The sequence below is a fragment of the Amycolatopsis bartoniae genome (genome assembly GCF_014191255.1).
Classification (GTDB): domain Bacteria; phylum Actinomycetota; class Actinomycetes; order Mycobacteriales; family Pseudonocardiaceae; genus Amycolatopsis_E; species Amycolatopsis_E bartoniae.
The window spans coordinates 324284-344872 of sequence record NZ_JACHWH010000002.1; the positions used below are offsets into that span (position 1 = coordinate 324284).

The 20589-nt window shown below is 68.5% G+C and carries 23 protein-coding genes and 1 pseudogene; 9 read left to right on the top strand and 15 right to left on the bottom strand.

Features of this window, described 5'->3' with window-relative positions; all coding sequences use genetic code 11:
• Positions 1 to 18 precede the first annotated feature (18 nt).
• Positions 19 to 642, bottom strand: a complete 624-nt coding sequence (locus FHX82_RS13370; protein WP_145937744.1) for a TetR family transcriptional regulator — start codon at positions 640 to 642, stop codon at positions 19 to 21.
• A gap of 780 nt (positions 643 to 1422) precedes the next feature.
• Between FHX82_RS13370 and FHX82_RS13375 the strand changes: the two are divergent.
• Positions 1423 to 1875 (top strand): annotated as a pseudogene (locus FHX82_RS13375) (2'-5' RNA ligase family protein); the annotation flags it as partial.
• Positions 1876 to 2063: 188 nt separating this feature from the next.
• On the opposite strand, the gene FHX82_RS13380 reads toward FHX82_RS13375, so the two are convergent.
• The 6 genes from FHX82_RS13380 to FHX82_RS13405 form a co-directional block, all read right to left on the bottom strand.
• Entirely contained in the window at positions 2064 to 2813 is a 750-nt protein-coding gene (locus tag FHX82_RS13380; RefSeq protein ID WP_145937650.1) for an enoyl-CoA hydratase-related protein, read from the bottom strand.
• Positions 2788 to 3816, bottom strand: coding sequence for a T6SS phospholipase effector Tle1-like catalytic domain-containing protein (locus FHX82_RS13385; RefSeq protein ID WP_145937649.1), 1029 nt, complete (start codon positions 3814 to 3816; stop codon positions 2788 to 2790). The genes FHX82_RS13380 and FHX82_RS13385 overlap by 26 nt, the downstream gene beginning before the upstream one ends.
• A complete protein-coding gene (locus FHX82_RS13390) occupies positions 3816 to 4922 on the bottom strand; it encodes a Gfo/Idh/MocA family protein (protein ID WP_229880861.1) in 1107 nt (368 codons plus the stop codon). The genes FHX82_RS13385 and FHX82_RS13390 overlap by 1 nt, the downstream gene beginning before the upstream one ends.
• Complete coding sequence (locus FHX82_RS13395) at positions 4919 to 5929, bottom strand: zinc-dependent alcohol dehydrogenase (protein ID WP_145937648.1); 1011 nt, start codon at positions 5927 to 5929, stop codon at positions 4919 to 4921. Before FHX82_RS13395 ends, FHX82_RS13390 begins: the two co-directional genes overlap by 4 nt.
• The gene (locus tag FHX82_RS13400) at positions 5926 to 6906 is read right to left on the bottom strand and encodes a Gfo/Idh/MocA family protein (protein ID WP_145937647.1); all 981 of its coding nucleotides are present in this window, start codon (positions 6904 to 6906) and stop codon (positions 5926 to 5928) included. The genes FHX82_RS13395 and FHX82_RS13400 overlap by 4 nt, the downstream gene beginning before the upstream one ends.
• Before the next feature lie 72 nt (positions 6907 to 6978).
• The gene (locus tag FHX82_RS13405) at positions 6979 to 8136 is read right to left on the bottom strand and encodes a 4-hydroxybenzoate 3-monooxygenase (RefSeq protein ID WP_229880864.1); all 1158 of its coding nucleotides are present in this window, start codon (positions 8134 to 8136) and stop codon (positions 6979 to 6981) included.
• A gap of 180 nt (positions 8137 to 8316) precedes the next feature.
• Between FHX82_RS13405 and FHX82_RS13410 the strand changes: the two genes are divergently transcribed.
• Positions 8317 to 9267 (top strand): TAXI family TRAP transporter solute-binding subunit, encoded by a 951-nt coding sequence (locus FHX82_RS13410; RefSeq protein WP_229880866.1) that lies wholly within the window; start codon positions 8317 to 8319, stop codon positions 9265 to 9267.
• Here FHX82_RS13410 and FHX82_RS13415 read toward each other — a convergent pair.
• The gene (locus tag FHX82_RS13415; RefSeq protein WP_145937645.1) at positions 9255 to 10643 is read right to left on the bottom strand and encodes a sensor histidine kinase; all 1389 of its coding nucleotides are present in this window, start codon (positions 10641 to 10643) and stop codon (positions 9255 to 9257) included. The two genes, FHX82_RS13410 and FHX82_RS13415, sit on opposite strands and share 13 nt — an antisense overlap.
• A 9-nt stretch (positions 10644 to 10652) precedes the next feature.
• On the bottom strand, positions 10653 to 11327 hold the full coding sequence (locus FHX82_RS13420; RefSeq protein WP_145937644.1) for a response regulator transcription factor: 675 nt from the start codon (positions 11325 to 11327) through the stop codon (positions 10653 to 10655).
• 121 nt (positions 11328 to 11448) lie between these two features.
• Between FHX82_RS13420 and FHX82_RS13425 the strand changes: the two genes are divergently transcribed.
• On the top strand, positions 11449 to 12858 hold the full coding sequence (locus FHX82_RS13425; protein WP_145937643.1) for an amino acid permease: 1410 nt from the start codon (positions 11449 to 11451) through the stop codon (positions 12856 to 12858).
• Positions 12859 to 12877: 19 nt separating this feature from the next.
• Here the strand turns inward: FHX82_RS13425 and FHX82_RS13430 are convergent, their stop codons facing one another.
• From FHX82_RS13430 to FHX82_RS13440, 3 genes are read right to left on the bottom strand one after another with little or no spacing between them, the layout of a single operon-like run.
• On the bottom strand, positions 12878 to 13729 hold the full coding sequence (locus tag FHX82_RS13430) for a class I SAM-dependent methyltransferase (RefSeq protein ID WP_145937642.1): 852 nt from the start codon (positions 13727 to 13729) through the stop codon (positions 12878 to 12880).
• A complete protein-coding gene (locus tag FHX82_RS13435) occupies positions 13726 to 14046 on the bottom strand; it encodes a VOC family protein (protein ID WP_145937641.1) in 321 nt (106 codons plus the stop codon). Before FHX82_RS13435 ends, FHX82_RS13430 begins: the two co-directional genes overlap by 4 nt.
• Positions 14047 to 14058: 12 nt before the next feature.
• Positions 14059 to 14223, bottom strand: a complete 165-nt coding sequence (locus FHX82_RS13440; protein ID WP_145937640.1) for a ribbon-helix-helix domain-containing protein — start codon at positions 14221 to 14223, stop codon at positions 14059 to 14061.
• Between the two features lie 103 nt (positions 14224 to 14326).
• Between FHX82_RS13440 and FHX82_RS13445 the strand changes: the two genes are divergently transcribed.
• The 3 genes from FHX82_RS13445 to FHX82_RS13455 all read left to right on the top strand — a co-directional run bounded on the left by FHX82_RS13445 (position 14327) and on the right by FHX82_RS13455 (position 17124).
• Positions 14327 to 14491: a hypothetical protein gene (locus FHX82_RS13445; protein ID WP_183176625.1), complete on the top strand. Its 165-nt coding sequence runs from the start codon at positions 14327 to 14329 to the stop codon at positions 14489 to 14491.
• A 759-nt stretch (positions 14492 to 15250) separates the two neighbouring features.
• A complete protein-coding gene (locus FHX82_RS13450; protein ID WP_145937639.1) occupies positions 15251 to 16444 on the top strand; it encodes a DNA recombination RmuC family protein in 1194 nt (397 codons plus the stop codon).
• A 338-nt stretch (positions 16445 to 16782) separates the two neighbouring features.
• Entirely contained in the window at positions 16783 to 17124 is a 342-nt protein-coding gene (locus FHX82_RS13455; protein WP_145937638.1) for a hypothetical protein, read from the top strand.
• Positions 17125 to 17172: 48 nt separating this feature from the next.
• Here the strand turns inward: FHX82_RS13455 and FHX82_RS13460 are convergent, their stop codons facing one another.
• Positions 17173 to 17550, bottom strand: coding sequence for a helix-turn-helix domain-containing protein (locus FHX82_RS13460; RefSeq protein WP_308431589.1), 378 nt, complete (start codon positions 17548 to 17550; stop codon positions 17173 to 17175).
• Positions 17551 to 17664: 114 nt separating this feature from the next.
• Here FHX82_RS13460 and FHX82_RS13465 point away from each other — a divergent pair, with 114 nt between their 5' ends.
• The 3 genes from FHX82_RS13465 (at position 17665) to FHX82_RS13475 (ending at position 19288) form a co-directional block, all read left to right on the top strand.
• Positions 17665 to 17988: a winged helix-turn-helix domain-containing protein gene (locus FHX82_RS13465; RefSeq protein WP_183176626.1), complete on the top strand. Its 324-nt coding sequence runs from the start codon at positions 17665 to 17667 to the stop codon at positions 17986 to 17988.
• Between the two features lie 79 nt (positions 17989 to 18067).
• Positions 18068 to 18721: a hypothetical protein gene (locus FHX82_RS13470; RefSeq protein WP_145937636.1), complete on the top strand. Its 654-nt coding sequence runs from the start codon at positions 18068 to 18070 to the stop codon at positions 18719 to 18721.
• A gap of 9 nt (positions 18722 to 18730) precedes the next feature.
• A complete protein-coding gene (locus tag FHX82_RS13475) occupies positions 18731 to 19288 on the top strand; it encodes an HD domain-containing protein (RefSeq protein WP_145937635.1) in 558 nt (185 codons plus the stop codon).
• Here the strand turns inward: FHX82_RS13475 and FHX82_RS13480 are convergent.
• The gene (locus FHX82_RS13480) at positions 19267 to 19737 is read right to left on the bottom strand and encodes an NUDIX hydrolase (RefSeq protein WP_145937634.1); all 471 of its coding nucleotides are present in this window, start codon (positions 19735 to 19737) and stop codon (positions 19267 to 19269) included. The two genes, FHX82_RS13475 and FHX82_RS13480, sit on opposite strands and share 22 nt — an antisense overlap.
• Positions 19724 to 20491, bottom strand: coding sequence for a DUF5919 domain-containing protein (locus tag FHX82_RS13485; RefSeq protein ID WP_145937633.1), 768 nt, complete (start codon positions 20489 to 20491; stop codon positions 19724 to 19726). Before FHX82_RS13485 ends, FHX82_RS13480 begins: the two co-directional genes overlap by 14 nt.
• Positions 20492 to 20589 lie beyond the last annotated feature (98 nt).

Below are 20589 nucleotides of genomic sequence, written 5' to 3' on the forward strand. Positions count from 1 at the left end.
TACCGTGAGGAAAGCACGTCAACGCGCGGTGGCGCGCACGAACAGGGTCACCAGCTCGGCGGCGTAGGCGTCGAGGTCGAGGGACGGATCGGCGGCGTAGGCCTCGGCGGCGCCGTCGATGGCCTGGGCGATCGTGCGGGCCATGACGGGAGGCGAGAAGGTGCCGAAGGCGCCCTCCTGCTGGCCCTGGCGCAGGAGGCGTTCGAACTGGCCGGCCTGGAGGTCCTTGAGCATCGGCCCGGCGGGGTGCCAGCCGTCGGGGTCGCCGGCGTTGGCCGTGACCTCGCGCAGCACGCGGACGCACTCGGGGCAGTCACGCAGGAACGCGACCTCGGTCTCGATGTGGGCGCGCAGCATCTCGGCGCGGTCGGTGGTGCCGGCGGCGCGTTCCAGGAGGAACTTCTCCTTGATGCCGAGCACGGTGGTGACCACGGCCTGGATCAGACCGGCCTTGGTGCCGAAGTGGTAGCCGATGATGCGCGTACTGCTCAGCCCGGCGCGCTCCTTGATCCGGGCGAACGTCGCCTTGCGGTACCCCAGCTCGGCGATGGTGGCGATGGTCGTGGAGACGATCTGCGCCCGCCGCGCCGCCTCGGTGACACTGAGCCCGAGCTCGGGCTGGAGATCGACGGATACTCGCATGAGTTGAAAGTAACTCGGGTGGGTAAGGGAGGCAAGTGGATTTCCGGAGGCGGGCTTCGGGGCGGGGCACAGTGGCGGGCTTCGGCGGCGGGACACGGCGGCGGGACACGGCGGCGGGACACGGCGGCGGGCTTCGGGGCGGGCTTCGGCGGCGGGCTTCGGTGGCGAGGCCCGGCGGCGCTTCGGGGGCGCGCTTCGGGGGCGGCCTTCGGTGGCGGGCTTCGGCGGCGCGCTTCGGGGGGCACGACGGGGGCTTCGGTGGCGGGCTTCGGGGCGGAGCACGGCGGCAGGGCAGGGTCGCGCGGACTCCGGTGACCGACTCCCGCAGTGGCATGTCGGCGGCAGCATCCGGCCGCGGTGTCCGACCGCGACACCTCGGCAGCGGCTCCGATCCGAGCGTCTCGACGGCGGCTTCTCGACGGCTGGCTTCAGCGGCAGGTTCCTCGGCAGCGGCATCCGGCCCCGGCCATCTCGGCGGCCGCACCTCCACGGCCGCCTTCAGCGGCAGGCACCTCGGCAGCGGCATCCGGCCCCGGCCATCTCGGCGGCCGCACCTCCACGGCCGCCTTCAGCGGCAGGCACCTCGGCAGCGGCATCCGATCCCGGCCATCTCGACGGCCGCACCTCCACGACCAGCTTCAGCGGCGGCACCTCGGTGGCCGTACCTCGACGGCCGCCTTCAGCGGTGGGCACCTCGCCGACGGCATGCGGTCGCGGCACCTCGACGGCGCCCCGACGGCGGCTTCCCGGCTGCGGCACCCGGTCCCAGGCATCTCGGCGATGACATCTCGGCCGCAGCCCCTCGGCCACCGGCTCCGGCACTCCAGCCCACCACCCCGGGTTCAACTCCTCGCGCCACCCCGGACGGCAGCCACCTCCGGCCGCGGAACCCCTGCCATCCGCCGTCCCGGGGCTGATACTGGGGCCGTGTCACCTGTCGTGCTCACGCTCGCCGTCGACGATCGTAGTCAGGCGGCGTGGGACGAGCTGCGGGAACGCTGGTTCCCGCCCGGCCGGCTGGTCGTCGGGGCGCACCTCACGCTCTTCCACGCCCTGCCCGGCGCCCACGAGGACGCCGTGGTGGCCCACATCCGCGCCGCGGCGGGCATTCCGCCCTTTCCGCTGCACGTCGACGGCCCGCGGTTCCTCGGCCGCGGCGTCGCCCTCCGCGTGCACGCGCCCCGCCTCGACCGCCTCCACGACCGCCTGCGCCGCCGCTGGCGACCCTGGCTCACCCCGCAGGACAACCAGCCCCTGCACGCCCACGTGACCGTCCAGAACAAGGTGCCGCACACTGGCCCTCCTCGAAGAAGCCTTCGAACCGTGGGAGGCGATCGCGACCGGAGTGGATGTGTGGCACTACGAGGGTGGCCCGTGGTCGTTCCGCACCACGGTCCCGTTTCACCCGAGGGTGTGAGCGCCTACCGTCCCGTCCAGCGCGGCTCCCGCCGCTCGAAGAAGGCGGCGATGCCCTCCCGGCTGTCCGCCGAGCCGCGGATGGTCTCCATCGCCCGCGCGGTCTCCTCCCACCCCCTCCGGTCGTCGTCGGCCAGCTGCGCGGCCACGGCGTCGAGCACCGCCCGCACTGCGACCGGCGAGGACGCGCAGATCTCCTCGGCGACCGCGAGCGCGCCCTCCAGCGCCTGACCGGCCTCGGTGACGCGGTTGACGAATCCGAACTGCCGCGCCTGTTCCGCGCTCAGCTCGGCACCGGTGATCAACAGCTCTTTCGCCACGTGCAACGGCAGCGCCCGGATGACCCGGAACAGTGCCCCGCTGGTCGGCACCAGACCACGCAACGTCTCCGGCAACGCGAACCGCGCGCCGGCCGACGCCACGACGAGGTCGCACGCCAGCGCGATCTCGAACCCGCCGCCGAACGCCACCCCCTCCACCGCCGCGACGAGCGGTTTGACGCGCCGGCGCCGGATCACGCCGTACTCGCCGCCGCGTTCGGTGCGGAAGTCCAGGCCGTCCTTGAGATCCGTGCCCGCGGAGAACACCGTGCGCGTGCCGGTGAGCACGCCGACCCACAGCTCCGGGTCGTCGTCGAGCCGGTTCAGCGCCGCGTCGATGCCCAGCGCCGTCTCGACGTCGATCGCGTTGCGCTTCGCCTCCCTTTCGATGTGCACCACCAGGATCCGGTCACGCACCTCCTGGCGCACCGACATGCCCACTCCCCTCTGCCCGCTTCGCCAGGAACTCCTTGAGGTTCCGTGGCGCGTACGACGGATCGCTGCCCAGCCGGGCCACCGCCTCCGGCGCGACCTCCTCGTGCCCCGGGTCGACGACGCCGAGCTGCCGCTCGTACGCACGCAGGAGCTTGTAGAAGGACGTGCGCGAGTCGTGCACCGGAGCCTCGACCACCTCCAGCCCGGCGAACGCGTCCGGCTCGAACACCAGCCCGCTCCGGCGCGCCCGCTCGGCCATCCACAGTAGACTGATCGACGCCAGGCACGGGTCCGGGTAACCACCGCCGACGTCGGAATGCGAGCCCACGAACCACGTCTGCTCGCGCAGCTGGTGCGGCGCGTCGTCGGACTCCCAGATCGTCGGGCGGAACGGGCCGCGCCGCTCGTCGACCGCGAGTGCCTGGCACGCCGCGGCGACCGTGCCGGTGAGCTTCGTGTCGTGGAACTGGCACCGCCGGTTGAGGAACCGGAACCCGCTGAGCGGGATGCCCAGCGCGCCGACCGTGTCCCACACTCCGACGAACCGGACCGGCGTCACTTCCTCGCACGCGTACGCCCGGCGGAACTCCGCCGCCCGCGTGGCGACGGGGTGCGTGCGCGGGTCCGAGTCGCGGTACAGCCGGTACGCCTCGTCGACGCGGCCGATCTCGTCCCGCCGCAGGATTCCGCAGTTGCGCACGAAACCGACCGTGCTGCGGGCGGTGTACGCGCCGCGGCTGAACCCGAAGAAGAACAGCTCGTCCCCCGGCTCGTAGTGCTCGACGAGAAACCGGTACGCGTCACGGACGTTGCGCGACAGCCCGAACCCGAACGCGCCGCCGAGCACGCGCTCGAAGGGCCTGGTGCCGACGCCCTCGTGGTAGTGGACGAGCTGGTCGTCGCGCTTCGCGACGCCCTGGGCGATCTTCACGACGTTGGTGGTCGCGGGCTGCTTCAGCGAGTTCCACGTGCCGTCGCAGCAGATCACAACGCGTTTGCCCATCACACGTCCTCCCATCGCCTGCTTTTCGCCGACCGCAGCACCGCGTCGACGATCCGCACCGAGCGCAGCCCGTCGGCGAACGTGGGCAACCCCTCGGGCTCCTCCCCGCGCATCGCGGCATACGTGTCGGCGACGAAACTTTCGAAGCACTGCGCGTACCCCTGCGCGTGCCCGGCGGGCAGTGACGACAGCCGGGCCGCGTCGGGATACGGCGTCCGCGGGTCGCGCACGACCAGCTGGGACCCGCTTTCCCGGCCGAGCCACGCCTGTTCCGGCTGCTCCTGGTCGAACACCGCGCTACCGAGCGAACCGTCGAGCTCGAACCACAACCGGTTCTTGCGACCCGCGGCCACCTGGGAAATCGTTGCGCTGCCGGAAACTCCGCGCTCGGTGCGGAACAGCAGCAGCGCGCTGTCCTCCGTGCCGACCGGGGCCAGCGGACCGGTGGCGCCGCCCTGCGCGAACGCGGCGACGGAACCCGTGGGCCGCTCGGGGTACGCGATCGACGTGGTGGCGGTCAGCTCCGCCAGGCGCTCCCCGCTCACCCACTCCACGAGGTCGCACCAGTGCGAACCGACGTCGGCGAACGCACGCGACCGCCCGCCCGCGGCCGCGTCGACGCGCCAGTTGGCGGCGTCCGGCGAGAGCAGCCAGTCCTGCAGGTAGCTGCCGTGCAGCAGGTTCCAGTCACCGAACTCGCCCGCGATCCGGCGCGCGCGGATCTCCCGCACGACGGGGTGGAAGCGGTAGACGAACGGCACGGTGGCGACCCGGCCCGAATCGCGGGCCGCCGCGAGCATCCGCTCGGCCTCCTCGACCGTGAGCCCCAGCGGTTTCTCGCACACCACGTGCTTGCCCGCCTCCAGCGCCGCGATCGCATACTCGGCGTGCGTCGCGTTGGGCGAACAGACGTGCACAACGTCCACATCGGACTCCACCAGCTCCTGACAGGACCGGAAGGCCCGCACACCCCACTCCGCCGCCACCTGCCCGGACCGTTCCGGCCGTGAGCCGAGCACGCCCGTCACGGTCGCGCCATTGAGCAGTGCGGCACGGCGGTGCACGCCCGCGATCATGCCCGTGCCGACGATCGCCGTCTTGATCACTGGTCCCCCTCGCGTGGATCGACGTGGATCTTCGGGCCGGGGCCGATCCGCACCCCGGCCAGTACCTCGGAAACCTCGTGGAGCCCCACGGTGGCGGCCACCAGCGGGCGCGGGTCGACCGCCCCCGACGCGTACTGCTCGATCGCTCCGCTCAGGCCCGGTGAGCCGCTCAGCACCCCGACCGCGGTGACGTCCTTCAGCGCCAGTTTCCGCGTGTCGACGAGACTCGGGCTGCCGGAGAGTCCGATGTAGACGACACGCTTGCCCGGTTCGACGAGCTCCACGGCTTTCGCGGGCAGCCCGGGCGAGTTGGAGGCGTCGATGACGGCGTCGAACGGCAGCGGCGGAACCGAATCCGCTGTCCAGACGTGCTGGAAACCCAGTGCGCGCGGGAAGTTCTCCGCGCCCGGCAGGCCGGCCAAGTGCACCTCGGCGCCGGCGGCGCGGGCGAACAGGGCGGCGAGCAGGCCGATGGTGCCGGGGCCGAGGATCAGCACCCGGTCACCGGGCGCGAGCGCCGCGGCCCGCACGGCTCGCAGCGCGTTGCCGCCCGGCTCGACCAGCGCGCCCTGCGTGTCGTCGACGTCGTCGGGCAGGGCGTGCAGCGCCGTGACGGGTACGGCCAGTTGTTCGGCCAGCGCGCCGGGCCGTCCGCCGCGAATGCCGATCTCTTCGCGGAACTCGCACACGTGGTGCTGCCCCCGACCGCAGCGAAGGCAGTTTCCGCACCCCAGCATGGTGTCGCCCGTGACGCGCCTGCCGAGCCAGGCCTGGTCGACGCCGTCGCCGGCCGCGCTCACCGTGCCGGCCCACTCGTGCCCGAGCCGCAGCGGGTAGCGGGCGTGGCCGTCGTGCAGGTACTGCATTTCGCCCGTGAAGAACTCGACGTCCGTGCCGCAGACGCCGACGCGGGCGATGTCGACGACGACCTCGCCCGGCCGCGCGACGGGCGGCTCGACCTCCTGCACGCCCGCTTCGCCGGGGGCGGTGACCACGAACGCTTTCATGCCGGCGTCGGCTCCCGACGGGGCAGCCCGGCGGCCGCGTAACAGGCGTCGAGCACACGCATGTTGGCCACCGCGTCGTCCACTCCGGTGGGATACGGCTCGCCACGCAGCACGGCTCCGGCGAACGCGCGGAGCTGCGCGGTGTACGTGGAAGGCTGTCGTGGCACCGATTCCACGCGACGCGTGCCACCGGTGCGCACCGTGAGTCTGTGCGCGACCTGGGGCATGAAGGGGTTGAGCACGCGCATCTCGCCGCGGGAACCGAGCACGCGCGCGCCGGCGGTCAGCAGGCGGTGTGAGAGCAAGGAAACGCTGATGGACCCCTCGCGCCCGTCTGGAAACAGGAACTCGGCGTGCATCGAGCGGTCCACGCCGGGGAACCGGAGCTTCGCCTTCGCCTGCCGCACTTCGGGCTCGGCGCCGGCGAGCGTGCGCAGGAGGTGGACGGCGTAGCAGCCGGCGTCCATCGTGGCGCCGCCCGCGAGGCGCAGGTCCCAGCGGATGTTGTTCTTCGGCAGCAGGGGGAACGAGAACCACGTGTCGATGCGGCGGATCTCGCCCAGTTCGGGGAGGAGACGCAGCATCCGTCCCACGAGCGGGTGATAGCGGTAGTGGAACGCCTCCATGACCACGAGTCCGTTGGTGCGCGCCGCGATGGCCTCGGCCTCTTCGGCGTTGGCGGCGAAGGGTTTCTCGCAGAGGACGTGCTTGCCGGCTTCGAGGGCGGCGAGCGTCCAGCGGCCGTGGAGCCCGTTGGGGAGCGGGTTGTAGACGGCGTCGACGTCCGGGTCCGAGAGGAGCGCGGCGTAGCTGCCGTGAACGGTGGGGATGCCGTGCTTGCCCGCGAAGGCGCGCGCCCGCGCGACATCCCGCGCGGCGACCGCGGTGACCTCCACGTCCGCCTCGCGGACCGCAGGCCGGACCACCGCCGCGGGCGCGATCGTCGCGGCTCCCAGCACCCCGATGCGCAGGACCATGCGCCTCCTTCCGTTCGTGGGGAGACTACCGGCAGGGTCCGACAAAACGGGACGCCGAGGGAATCGGCGTGCTCAGAAATCCGCCGCCTTGCCGATGTAGATCTCGGCGAACGCCGTGGCCGCCGGGCGGGAGTGCAGCAGGCGGCGCAGGCGGGCCTGCGCGAGGCGCGCGCGGAACGGGTCCGACGGCGGGTCCAGCGTCGAGCTGTGGAAGATGTCCGACAGCCACTGCGAGAACTCCTGGTACTGCCACACCCGCTTCAGGCACGTCGCCGAGTACGCCGCCAGCGGCTCGCCGTCCCCACCGTAGTGCGCCTCGATCGCCGCGGTCAGGAGGAACGCGTCGTTCAGCGCCAGGTTCAGCCCCTTCGCCGCGATGGGCGCCACCAGGTGCGCCGACTCCCCCGCCAGGTACAGCCGCCCCCGCGACATCGGCTCGGTCACGTAGTTGTGCATGTCCAGCACGCGCTTCTCGACCAGCGGCCCCTCCGTGATCGCCCCGCCGGGCACGCCGAGCCGCGCGTGCAACTCGTGCCACACGCGTTCGTGTGACCAGTTGTCCACGTCGTCACCGGGCGGAACCTGCAGGTAGAACCGCGTGACCGCGGGCGTGCGCGCCATGTGCGCGGCGAACCCGCGCGGGTGGATGCCGAACAGCACACCGTCCGCGCTCGGGGGCGCCTCGGCGAGCAACGCCAGCCAGCCGATGCCGTAGTCGTGCCGGAACGTCCTTCCGCCGACGTACTTCCGCGTCACGCCCTGCGCCCCGTCGCACCCCGCGACGAAGTCGCACCCCAGCTCGTGCAGTCCGGCGGCGTCGCGGTAGGTGACCACCGGGCGCTCCGACTCGATCCCGTCGAGCGCCACGTCCCGCACGCCGAACACCGCCTCGCCGCCGCCGTCGAGGTACTGGGCGAGCAGGTCGGTCACCAGTATTTGCTGCGGGTACACGAAGTGGTGCTGCCCGGACAGTTCCGTGTAGTCGAACGGGTGACGCGTGCCCTCGAACCGGAACTCGAACGTGGAATGCCGCGGGGCGACGGCGAGCAGCTTGTCCGCCAGCCCCCGCGCCTCCAGCCCGCGCACGGCCCACTCCTCAACGAACCCGGCGCGCGGCCGCTGCTCGATGAACTCCCGGCTCTCCGCCTCCAGCAGCACGCAGCCGATCCCCCGGTGCAGCAGCACGTTCGCCACAGCCAGCCCGGCGGGCCCGGCCCCGATGACGGCCACCCGTGTCTCCACAGCCCCCCATCCTGGCCCAGCGGCAACCGGATCACAAAGACATTCCGCCCAACCTTCCGGCAGAGACCTCCGTGCGCAAAGCGTGGGGAGAACAGGCAATTACGGCCCCGGTTCCCGGCTTCCCGCGCCGATGCCCTTACCCTGTCCGGTCAAAGGACGGGAGGGCGGGTGCAGGTCGACCTGACACGGCGGCTCGTACTGGGCGGCGGCCTGCTCGCGGCCCTGGGCGCGCTGACCGCCTGCAGCAGCGACCTGCCCGACGCCAAGCTGACCCTCACCACCGGCAGCGCGGGCGCCGTCTACCACCAGCTCGGCCTCGCGCTCGCCCGGTCGTGGGCCCGCGAGCTCGGGATGCCCACCCCCACCGTGCTCACCAGCGCGGGCTCCGTCGAGAACCTCGACCGGTTGCTCACCGGCCGCGCCGACATCGGTTTCTCCGCCGCCGACGCGGCCGCGGACCGCATCACGCAGCCCGGCGGCAACCGGCTGCGCGCGCTCGCCCGGATGCACGACGACTACATCCAGGTGGTCGTCCCCGCGTCCGCACCCGCCGTCCACCTCGCCGACCTGCGGGGGCTCCGCGTGTCCGTCGGCCCGCCGGACTCCGGCGTGCAGCTCGTCGCCGACCGGCTGCTCGACGTCGCCGGCCTCGGCGGCGGCTCCGACGTGCGGCGCGAACGCCTCTCGGTCGACCAGTCCGCCGCCGCGCTCGCCCGCGGCGAGATCGACGCGTTCTTCTGGTCCGGCGGCGTGCCCACCGAACAGGTGGCCCAGCTGTCCCGGCAGCTCCCGGTCCGCCTGCTCGACCTGTCCGACACCTTCCCCGGGCTGTCCGCGCGGTACCCGGAGTACGGGCTGGTCACGCTGCCCGCGTCCAGCTACGGCCTGCCCTCACCGGTGGTCACCCTGCTGCTGCCGAACTTCCTGCTGGTCACCGACCGGCTCTCCGCCGAGGTCGCCCACGAGCTCGCGCGGGGCATCTTCGAGGCGCAGGCCGACCTGGCCGCCGCCAACCCGTCCGCCCGCTCGCTCGACCTGCGGTCCGCGATCGAAACCGTGCCGGTGCCCCTGCACCCCGGCGCCCTCGACTACTACCGCTCGGCGCACTACGCGAGCTGAGGGAACTCGACGGTCACCCGCAGCCCGCCGCCCGACGGCAGGTCCAGTCGCACGGTGCCGCCCGACCTCGCCACCACCCGGTGCACGATCGCCAGCCCCAGCCCGGACCCCGTCACGTTCTGGTGCCGCGGGCTGCGCCAGAACCGGTTCGTGGCACGGTCCAGCTCGGCCGGATCGAGTCCGAGACCGTGGTCGCGCACCGTCAGCACCACCTGTTCGCCCTCGCTCCAGGCCGAAAGCTCCACTGTGGACCCATGACCGGTGGTGAACTTGACCGCGTTGTCCAGCAAGGCGTCCATGACGGTCTCGAACGCGCGCGGCACCGCGGAGGCCACCAGCCCGGGCTCGATCTCGGCCCGCAGCTCGATGTCGCGTGACGCCGCGACCGCTTCCCACGCCCTGGCCCGGTCTTCGAGCACCGCGGTGGCGTCCGTCGGCACGGGGCTGACCGGGCTCGCCTCCGTTCTGGCGAGAGTGAGCAGCTCCTCCAGGACGTCGTTGAGGCGGCGCGCTTCGTCGACGCTGGCGGCGTAGTCCTCGGCGCCCTCCTCGCTCACCGTGCCGTCCAAACTGGTCAACCGGACATACAGGGCGGTCAACGGGTTCCGCAGCTGGTGCGAGGCGTCGGCGACGAAGGCGCGTTGCGCCGCAAGGACTTCGCTGACCGTGGTCGCCATCTCGTCGAACGACCGCGCCAGCCGGCGCAGCTCGGGCGGCCCACTGTCCTCCGCCGCCACGGGCACGTACGGCGCCCCTGCCGTGGCCGTCGCGGCCATCCCCTCCGCCGCGCGTTCGAGACGGTCGATCGGGCGCAGGATCCAGCGCACCAAAGGCAAGGACAGCAGCACCGCCAACGCGAGCGCGGCCAGTCCGCCCGCCGCGACGAGCGCCCACAGCAGCAGCACGTGCGAGCGCAGGCCGTCCGTCGGCGACACCGTGACCACCGCGCCACGCACCTCGCCGTCGACCAGCACGGGCTCGGCGAGCACGAGCGGCGCGGTGTTCCACGGCGAAACCGTGCCCGAGGGCAACGGTTCCCGCCCCGAGAGCGCGACCGCGACGCTGTTGCGCACGTCGTCGTCCTGCAACGAGACGGGCACCGAGGACTGCGCCAGCGCACGGCCGTCCTGGTTCACCACCGCGGAGGTGAAGTCGTAGACCTCGCGGTACCGGTCGAGGGTCGCGGCCAGCTCACCGCCGCTGCCGTCGAGCAGCGCGCGCTGCCCCAGGGACGCCAGGCGCGCGGTGAGCGTGAGCCGGTCGAGGTACATCTGCTGGTGCGCACTGCTCGAAAGACTCGACGCGAGCGGCACGCCGAGCCCCAGCAGGACGAGCACGACGAGCACGAGGACAACGGGCAGCAAACGGGAACGCACGGGAGTGGCTCACTCCTCGCGCAACCGGCCGCCGAGCCGGTAACCCACGCCGCGCACGGTTTCGATGAGCCCGGGACGGTCCAGTTTGGTCCGCAGCGTCGCGACGTGGACGTCGAGGGTCCGGTTCGCCCCCGGCCACGGCTCACCCCAGATGTCGGCGATCAGCGACTGCCGCGTGCACACGTCACCCGCCGCCACCGCGACCTTGTACAGCAGCTGGAACTCCTTGCGGGACAAGGCGACCGCCTCCCCTCCCGCGGAGACCTCGAACCGGGCGGGGTCGATGCGCACGTCCTCGACGAGGATGGTCCGTGGCCGCTCCGGCGCGGGGGCCGTGCGCCGCCGCAGCACCGCCTGCACCCGCGCGAGCAGTTCGTCCACGTGGAACGGTTTGACGAGGTAGTCGTCGGCGCCCGCGCGCAGTCCCGCGATCCGGTCGTCCACCTGACCACGCGCGGAAACCACGATGATCGCGGCGTCGCTGCCCCGGCGGATCAGCTCGCACAGCTCGATCCCGTCCAGGTCGGGCAGCCCGAGGTCCAGCAGCACCACGTCGGCGTGGGAGTACTTAGCCTTGGCTTCGAGCCCCGTGGCGGCCCACTCGACCTCGACGCCGCGGCGGTGCAGCGCCGACCGCACCGCGGTGGCCACCCGCCCGTCGTCCTCCACCAACAGAAAGCGCACGGGCGGTCCTCCTCAAGTGACGCCTCATACTATGGCGGGCGATCAAGCAGCTATCAACTCCACCTCAAGTCCTGCTCAAGGGCGTTGTAACGCGGTGACCGCGCCCACACCATGGCTGTCCATGGTCACTCAACTTCCGGCACCGGCCTCGAACCGGTTCGCCCGCGAGGACGATGGATACCACCACGGCCTCAAGAACCGCCAGGTGCAGATGATCGCGATCGGCGGTGCCATCGGCACCGGCCTGTTCCTGGGCGCCGGTTCCCGGCTGCACAGCTCGGGCCCGGCGCTCGCGGTCGTCTACGCGGTGGCGGGGGTGTTCGCGTTCTTCGTGGTGCGCGCCATGGGCGAGCTGGTGATGCACCGGCCGACGTCGGGCTCGTTCGTCTCGTACTCCCGGGAGTTCCTGGGCGAGAAGGCGGCGTTCTTCGCGGGCTGGATGTACTTCCTGAACTGGGCCACGTCGGGCATCGCGGACGTCACCGCGGTCGCGAAGTACACGCAGTTCTTCTGGCCGAACCTGCAGCAGTGGATCCCCGCGCTGATCGCACTGGTCGCGATCCTCGCGGTGAACATGGTGTCGGTGAAGCTGTTCGGCGAGATGGAGTTCTGGTTCGCGGCCATCAAGGTGCTGGCGCTGGTGGCGTTCATGGTGGTCGGCATCGTGGTGCTGGTGACCCGTCACCCCGTCGACGGGGTGGCGACGGGCCCGAGCCTCGTGTTCGACCACGGCGGCATCTTCCCGACCGGCGTGCTGCCCGCGTTGCTGATCCTGCAGGGTGTCGTGTTCGCCTACGCCGGCCTGGAGATGGTCGGCGTGACCGCGGGCGAGACGGCGGAACCGCGCAAGGTGATCCCGAAGGCCGTGAACTCCGTGGCGTGGCGGATCGGCCTCTTCTACGTGGGTTCGGTGGTGCTGCTGGTGATGCTGCTGCCGTGGACCTCGTACAAGAGCGGGGAAAGCCCGTTCGTCACGTTCTTCTCGAAGCTGGGCGTGCCCGCCGCAGGCGGCATCATGGACCTCATCGTGCTCACCGCCGCACTGTCCAGTGTGAACTCCGGGCTGTACTCGACCGGCCGGATCCTGCGCTCGCTGGCGGTCGCCGGTTCCGCGCCGAAGTTCACCGCGCGGATGAGCCGGAGCGGCGTGCCCTACGGTGGCGTGCTGCTGACCGCCTCGGTCTACGCGCTGGGCGTGGTGCTGAACCTCGTGGTGCCCGGCGAGGCGTTCGAGGTGGCGCTGGAGTTCTCGGCGCTGGGCATCATCGGCATGTGGTCGATGATCGTGATCTGCCACCTGGCGATGACCCGCAAGGCGCGGCGGGGTGAGCTGGAGCGGCCGTCGTACCGGCTGCCGGGCGCGCCGTACACGAACTACGTGACGCTCGGGTTCCTGTTGTTCGTGCTCGCGATGAGCTGGTTCAACGGAAGCACGGGCCGGATCCTGATCTACAGCCTGCCGGTGCTGGCGCTGGTCCTGGTCGCCGGCTGGTTCGGCGTCCGCCGCCGCGTGCGCGCGCTGGCGGAGTGACGGCGGGGCGGCAGGGGATTCACCGGGTGGCTGTCCCCTGCCGCCCCGCTGTCCCGGCGACCAGCAGACCCTCCCCTGTGGACGGTGCGAGACCGTCCGGCCGGCCTGCGAAGTAGCGCTCGGCGAGGGACACGTGCTCGGCCGTCGGGAAACCGGTTTCCCTTGCCAGCGCGAGCATTTCCTCGGGCCGGTAGAAGCTGAGGAACGGCGTGCCCGCCGCTCGCGCCCCGCGCATCGCCATTTCGAGACCGGGGCGGTCGGCCTCGTCGAGCAGGTCCGCGGGCAGCAGGAACGTCATGACCAGTGTGGACCCCGGGGCGAAGGCGGCGACCCGGCGCAGGGTGGCCTCGGTGGCGGCCCTGGTCAGGTACATGCTGACCCCGGCGGATACGACGACGGCGGGTTCGGTGGCGTCGAAGCCCGCCGCGGCGAGCTTCTCCCACCAGAGGTCGGTCTCGAAGTCGACCGGCACGAAGGTGAGCCGGGCGGGGATGCCGTAGCCGAGTTCGAGGAGCCGCCTGCGTTTCCAGGCCTGCGGGGCGGGCTGGTCGACCTCGAAGATCCGGACGTCCAGGTCCTGCCTGCGCTGGGCGAAGGTGTCGAGGCCGGCGCCGAGGAGGACGTACTGGCGGACACCCGCGGCGACCTGCTCGGTGACGAGGTGCTCGGCGAACCGGGCACGCGCGACGACGCCGGCGCGGAAACCCTTGGTGGCGACGGGATCCATGTCGGGCCGCGCACGCCAGTCGTCACCGGGCGCGACGAGCCGCAGCCCGACCCGGTCGTCGAACACGTGCGGCGGTGCGTCGTGGAGGACGTGCAGGGCCCGCCAGAGCGCCACCCGTGCGGCGGTGTGCTCGGGAGCGTTCATCGGGCCTGCAGGATCCACTCGCGCCCGTCCGGGTCCCGCACGACGGCCTCCCTCGTGCCGTAGTGGGTGTCCTCGAAGGGCTGGACGAGGTCGAGATTCGTGTCCTCGGTGGTGGTGCCGAGGACGAGCCGCATCCGGGTCTCCTGGTCCTCGGGCACCTCGGCGATGAACAGGGACGGCCCGGTGCCGTTGCGCAGCTGCCCGGAGTTGTGGTCGGTGGCGAATTCCAGCTCGAACCCCAGTGACTGGAAGAACTTCGCGGCCTTGCCCCAGTTGTGGGTCTCGAGGAAGACGGCCTGGACGCCTTCGGTGGACATGGTCAGCTCCGTTCAGTCGGAAGATCGCTGCCTGCGGGAGTCGTCGAGGTAGGCCCGCAGCGCGTCGGTCACCAGGGCGGAGAGGGAGAGCCCCTCCTCGATCGCGTGGTGCTTCACCTGCTTGATCAGGTCGAGCGGCAGGTAGACGTTGAACTGCTTCACTTCCCCGGCGGGCATGGTAGGAGGGTAGCATGCTAGCAAGCTAGGGTGGTGGTGAAAGAGAAAAGCGTTCGCCGAGATCGGCTACCGGTGGGTCACATCACACGTCTTCCGCAAGACGGTGGCCTCGGTCCTCGACGACGCGGACCTGCCCTTGAGCGCGATCGCGGACCAGCTCGGCAACACCCAGAAGGTCGCGGACAAGCACTACCGCAAGCGCAGGGTAGCCAACGACGCGTCGGCGCAAGCCCTGGAGCGGATGTTCGACGAGGAGCCCGGCGCGTGACGAAAGTGGCGGGTTTCTGGCGGGTCGGGCCTGCTGAGTTCGAGCAAATAAAAAAGCCCAGGTCGATGACCTGGGCTTTCGCTCCCCCGGTTGGACTCGAACCAACAACCCTTCGGTTAACAGTTATGTGGTGTGTGCGGCCGACCTGCCGCTGAGCTGCTGTTTCGCTGGCTCGGGCGTCCGCTCTGGCTCGCCGTTGTTCACGGATGTCCGCACCGATTGATGTCAGATTTGGATGTCAGCCGCGCCCGGGCGACCGGCGGCACGCGGGTCCGGCTGGCCACCAACCAGGCCCCACCTTTCCCGCGATCCACAGCCGCCCAAGGCCGGGACGGGCGCCGTCAACCCTGTAACCGATCACGCCCACCCGGCGATCTACGTTCCGTGACTTGCCGGACGCAGAGTGGCCACCCGGGGCGTGACCGGCGCGCAGCGGGGTTGACGGCGCCCGTCCCGGCTTTGACCATCCGGCGATCGCGGGGAAGTTGGCCGTTCCGGCGCCCGCCTGCCGGTGTCACTTCCTACGTCTCTCATGCGCCCACCCCGCGAGCGGTGGCCGACGGCGTTCGGCGCGGTCGAGCCCAGCGGAGCGGCACGGCTCGACCGCGCGCCAGTTCGGCCCGCGCGCCCGCCCGGTAGGGCGGCTTGAAGACGTAAGGAAAGTTCTCACGGCACCAATGCGTGCTTCACAGGCAGGATAGGCATGACATGGATCAACAAACGTTCAACGAACATCCAATATGGAACACAACTCGACAGATGAAGGACCTAGTGGAGGAAGTGTCTCCCGGTGTTCCGTCGATACTGATGGAGACAGCACGGTACACCACGTCCGCCATTCTTAGCCACGCAGATCCTGTCGACCCGATTCCTTATGCGATAGTAACACTGAACAACACGCGGGCCAATCTGGAAAATGCTGCAACCGAGCTACGGAACTACAAATCTAATTCGAATGTACAACATCTTCATAATATGAACTCTCATCTAGATCAGGTTCTGAATCTATACGGTTCATGGCCAATTATAACTGCGAAAGGCGGTGCAGCCGCACAGGCAAACCGAACCTTCAAGGAATATCGGAGGCTAGCAGAAAAGGCAATTGATGACCTGCGCTCGCAGCTTAAGGATATGGGCCACGAACTGAGCAACCAGGCCAACCTGGATCAGGCTCGACAGCATCAAGCCCAAACGCGACTGTCCGAACTAGAGGACGAGGTCGGTAAACTAACAAACAAGATTTCTGCCGACGAAAGCAGGCTGGATTCAGCCTTAACTACGTCTAATGAAGCCTTCTCCGAGTCTCAACGCCGCCGCCAAGAGGAGTTCGAGCAATGGATAAAGGAGCAAGGCGACAATATGACAGAACTGGCAAAACCTAGCCTGGATGCCACTAGTGCAGCAAAGAATGAAGCAGAGGCCACGCTTCAGGATATCTTAAAGCTTCATAAAGACGTCGAGAAAGTTTCCGGAAAAGCTACTGCCGCAATACTCGCAAAGGACTATGGTTCCTATTCTACGAGAGAATGGGTCTCAGGAATACTTTTCTACTTTCTGGGTTTTGGGATCCTCGGTTTCGTTGCCTGGCATTTAATTCAAACACTGGGGCAGATTTCGATAATTTCGACTCCTTCTTGGCAATATGTATCGTTGAAGCTTGGAGTCACAGTGACCGCAGCAGTCGCCGCAGGAGTATCCTTCCGTGTCGCGTCAGCAGCGATATCTCGCGCCGGAACGAACAAGCGAGTGCAACTTGAGTTAGGCACAATCGGAACTTTCCTAGCGGACGTCAACGATGAAGAACGCGTCAAACAGGCAAAGATGGAATTTGTTGATCGCATGTTTGGCCGCGCCTGGGAAACTCGCGTCGAGAACGCCAGCGCCAAAGAGAGCAGCGAACTGACGATCATTGAAAAGTTCATTGAATTGACCGGAAAATTCACCGGCAAGTAAGAAGGAAGTCTGGAGGCGGACATCCGTAACGAAGGTTCAGCGCTTGCGTTCGCGACCAGCGATTCAGCAGAGGAAAGTGTCTTATGACAAGCCAAAACCTGATTGCATCGTGGGTGCCCGCCGGCTGCGCTCTAGCGTTTACAATTGCGTCCTTCTGGTGGATGAACTCAAGAACAGGGCGACTTAAAACTTTCGCACCGCACTCATTCGCGATGTACATATCCAGGTCGGAGGTGCTACTTCGACTTCCCATCGTCATCTCGAATACCGGGCCGAAGCATCTGGTGATACAAGATCTAAAGCTTGCAATAACAGGAGGGAATGATTCGGTACTTTTCATGCGCTGGGAAAACTTGCGCACTCAAATAGATCCGCGGACCGATGACCTCTCCTCTCTACCCGCCACCTTCGTAATCAAGGGAAACTCGGCCGACACCTATTTCTTCGAATTCTCATCTAGTGGCGACGCTTTTCAGTTTGAAGCGATTGAACATCGCGTTGAGTTGCAAGTTAAATTGGGGCATCGAGATGGCTGGCGTAGCGCGGGCTTCTTCAGCCTATGGATGCAGCATGTGCATTCGCCTGAAATTTATGCAGCCTACCGAAATGAGTCAGCTTCGTGCGCGGAGGCAGAGTTACCACTAGCACATAACGCCCTGAAAAACATCTACGGCAATTGATCGTGCGCATGTTGATTTTGCCGCACCCACGCCGTTTCCAATGATCGCTTAACCCATTTTCCATCTTCCCTCTAGACTCTCCATAAAGTTGATCAAAGTCGTGTTGAGTACATCTACGACATGCCTCAATTCCACCACGTCAAGCCTGCGCTGCCCGGACTCATACTTGCTCACAAACGACTGAGGCACCCCGAGTGCCTCGGCCACCTGGACCTGGGTCAACCCTGCCTCGTGCCGGAGCTGGCGTAGTAGCTCGCATACCTGCTGGTACTCGGCCGAGTAGATCGACTTCTCCACATAGTCAGGCCACCGCAGTAGTTGCCCATATCCCAAGATGGGATATTCTGGCGGTGCGTCCTGGTGCGGCGGGCCTGACTCCCGCGTGGTGCACGGCGCTTGACCGTCCCCTGCGGGGCGGGGCCGCACCGTGGCTCGTGTTCAGCTCATGGCCTGCTTGGCGATCCGGCGCCGATGGGGATCGAGCTGGACTGACGGTTGGCGGCAGTTGAGGTCCGACTGCAACCAAGCGGAGGTAGTTCCATGTCGATCCTGTTCGTGCCTGACCCGGCGGGTTACCTGTATGAGCAGATGGCCGCGCATATCGAGGCCCGGATCAGGGCGGGCGAGCTTCAGCCGAATCGGCCGTTGCCGGGGGAGCGGGAGCTTGCGGAGGAGTACAGGGTGTCACTGGGGACCGCCCGGCATGCTGTCCGGCTGTTGAAGCAGCGGGGGTTCGTCCGGGTGATCAGGAGCAAGGGCACGTACGTCAGCCCGCTGGAGGCGTTCCAGATGCAGGCGGAACCGGTGGGTCAGGAAGAGCACTGGTCAGCGCCGGACCGCGCAGACGATTCGCAGCGGGTGTGAAGCCCATGCCCCCGACACGCCAAAACCCCGGCCGCTTGAATCAGAGGCGTGCCGGGGTCTTCGTAGATGATGGTACACGATGCCTGATCTGAGTCACCTCGAATCGTGGTTCTCCCACGATCGTCTGACGCCGTACCGAACGGCGGTCCGTGACCAGCGCGACGCGGTTGCCCTCTACGAGTGGAACGCGGAGGTCTCGGCCGCCTTCTGGCGCACCCTCGGACACGTCGAGGTGCTGGTTCGCAACGCGCTGCACCGTGAGCTGGCCGCTTGGTCGCAGCAGCAGTACGGGACCGATCGTTGGTACGTGGCGGTAGATCCGCTCGTCAGCGACCGGACACGCCGCGACATCCGTGAGGCCATCCGCCGGGGCACGCGCACTGGCAGGGCAGAGACACCCGGTCGTGTGGTGGCGGAGCTGAACCTCGGGTTCTGGCGGTTCCTGCTCGCCCGGCGCTATGACGGCACGCTCTGGCGCTACTGCATGTACCGGGCCTTCCCCGGCAAGCGACGGGCGGACGTCGAGCGGGCGGTCTCCGAGCTGCATCTGCTGCGCAACCGCATCGGGCATCACGAGCCCATCCACAACCGGCCTCTGCGCGACCTGCTTGCGTTGTCGCTCGACGTGGCGGGCTGGATCGACCGCGATGCCCGGGACTGGATCGCGGCCGGCGACACCACGTCCAGCCTGCTCGCGCAGCGAAGTCAGCCGTGGTGGCCTCGTGTTCGGTAGTCTGCGCCGGTGTCACTGGTGAGCTGGGCGCACGACATCGCCGCCCGCAAGCTCGCGGACTCGCTTCCGCGTCGCTGGGCCCACGTCCAAGGAGTCGCCCGGCAGGCCCGTCGACTCCAGTCCGTTCCGGGGCTGGACGCTGAGCTGGTCGAGGTCGCCGCGCTCTTGCACGATGTCGGCTATGCCCCTGACTTGGCGACCCTGAACTTCCATCCGATCGACGGGGCTCGGTACCTCGCCAGCATCGGCACCCCGTCTCGACTGGTGAACCTCGTCGCCCACCATTCCGCGGCTTACCAGGATGCGGAGGTCGTCGGGCTGACCCATCTGCTGGCCGACTACGAGGACGAGCAGACACCGGAGCGTGATGCGTTGTGGTGGGCGGACATGACCACCGGCCCGGACGGCGAGACGCTGACCTTCATCGAGCGCATGACTGAAGTCAAGGAGCGCTACGGCCCCGAGCACGCGGTCAGCAAAGCAATCGACCTGTCGTGGCCGGAGCGGCTACGAGCCGTCGAGCGCACTGAAGCCCGATTGGCCGCTCACGTGAAGAACGCGGACTGACGGTTCTCGAAGCCGTGCTGGATGCGTAGCCGGATTGACGGGTGCACGTTGAGGTCCCCGATCGCATCGCGCGGCACCCAGTAGACTTCTTTGCTCTCGGAGCTGGTGCGGAGATCACCGCCGGTAGGCGTGGCGCGGAAGCAGATTGAGAACTCCTGCCGCACCTCGCCGTCGTCGTAGGCGATGACGTGCCGTGGGTTCGAGTACGCCCCGATCAGCTCGGTCACCTCGACCTCGATCCCGGTTTCCTCCCGCACCTCCCGCACGGCGGCCTCGCTCAGTGTCTCGCCCAGTTCGAGGTTCCCGCCGGGTAGCGCGTACAGGTCGTTGTCCGTGCGGCGGATCATCAGCAGTTCGCCGCGCTCGTTGAGGGTGAAGGCGCTGACGGCGACGCCGATGCTGTTCGCGGCTGGGGCGTTGGGGTCGTTGAAGTAGTCAGTGCGCGTCAAGGTTGGCCTCTTCCAGGGTTGCGGGCTTGGAGGTGCGCCAGATCTCTTCGAAGCTTTGGGCATAGGTGTCGAACAGGCTGCCCGCCGACAGGCGCCGGAGGTGCATCGCGGGGGCGTGCGCGCCCTGGATGCCGTACACGTGCGTGTTGACGATCATCTCGTCGTCGAAGCGGAAGATCGAGTTGTACAGGGTCGTGCGGTGAAATCGGATTTCCGGCTCGGCCAGCTCGAACAGCGGCCGGTAGAACGCCAGCGCGTTGCGGATACGTCCGGCGAGTGTGTGCTTGCCGAGTCGTTCTTCCTCGCTGCGGCGCGTGACTTCCCGGCTGGCGGGGTCACCGAAGGCGAGTCTGATGCTGCATCCTTTTCGGGACTTCTGTACCAGTGATCTGACGAAGTTCGGACGCTCCACGAGGAACAGTGCCGCGTGCATCACGAGGTCGATCCGCTCCGTCGCGTCGTTGATGACCCGATCCCACAGCTCGGTCGGTACCGAATTGCGGTGCGGGAAGAACGTCACCAGCTCCGACTGGCTGACCGTCGTGGCTTCCTCGCCGCTGAGCGCGTCCGGCCACAGGTAGGTCTCGGTGGTGTGCAGCCGTGCCGCGATCCGGCTGCGGTATTTCCGGTACGGCACACGGCCTTTCGTGATCCAACGCTCGACCGTCTTCGGGTCCACGGCAAGCTCTTCGGCCAGGACGTCGGTCGACACTCCGGCGGCTGTCAGAGCGTCGCGCAGCCGTTCGTTCCGCATAGGGACGACTTTAGGACGTCTAGGACGTCCTGAGAAGTCCTTCGTTGTGGTGAAGTGGTCCCCGCGTCCAGAGGCATCTTGGTTCGGCGCACCGCGAT

Coding starts and splice junctions, on each gene's coding strand:
- FHX82_RS13370 (WP_145937744.1), bottom strand. CDS start 642: ATGCGAGTATCCGTCGATCTCCAGCCCGAGCTCGGGCTCAGTGTCACC.
- FHX82_RS13380 (WP_145937650.1), bottom strand. CDS start 2,813: ATGTCGGTGCGCCAGGAGGTGCGTGACCGGATCCTGGTGGTGCACATC.
- FHX82_RS13385 (WP_145937649.1), bottom strand. CDS start 3,816: ATGGGCAAACGCGTTGTGATCTGCTGCGACGGCACGTGGAACTCGCTG.
- FHX82_RS13395 (WP_145937648.1), bottom strand. CDS start 5,929: ATGAAAGCGTTCGTGGTCACCGCCCCCGGCGAAGCGGGCGTGCAGGAG.
- FHX82_RS13400 (WP_145937647.1), bottom strand. CDS start 6,906: ATGGTCCTGCGCATCGGGGTGCTGGGAGCCGCGACGATCGCGCCCGCG.
- FHX82_RS13425 (WP_145937643.1), top strand. CDS start 11,449: ATGGTCACTCAACTTCCGGCACCGGCCTCGAACCGGTTCGCCCGCGAG.
- FHX82_RS13430 (WP_145937642.1), bottom strand. CDS start 13,729: ATGAACGCTCCCGAGCACACCGCCGCACGGGTGGCGCTCTGGCGGGCC.
- FHX82_RS13435 (WP_145937641.1), bottom strand. CDS start 14,046: ATGTCCACCGAAGGCGTCCAGGCCGTCTTCCTCGAGACCCACAACTGG.
- FHX82_RS13440 (WP_145937640.1), bottom strand. CDS start 14,223: ATGCCCGCCGGGGAAGTGAAGCAGTTCAACGTCTACCTGCCGCTCGAC.
- FHX82_RS13450 (WP_145937639.1), top strand. CDS start 15,251: ATGAAGGACCTAGTGGAGGAAGTGTCTCCCGGTGTTCCGTCGATACTG.
- FHX82_RS13455 (WP_145937638.1), top strand. CDS start 16,783: ATGCGCTGGGAAAACTTGCGCACTCAAATAGATCCGCGGACCGATGAC.
- FHX82_RS13465 (WP_183176626.1), top strand. CDS start 17,665: ATGTCGATCCTGTTCGTGCCTGACCCGGCGGGTTACCTGTATGAGCAG.
- FHX82_RS13470 (WP_145937636.1), top strand. CDS start 18,068: ATGCCTGATCTGAGTCACCTCGAATCGTGGTTCTCCCACGATCGTCTG.
- FHX82_RS13485 (WP_145937633.1), bottom strand. CDS start 20,491: ATGCGGAACGAACGGCTGCGCGACGCTCTGACAGCCGCCGGAGTGTCG.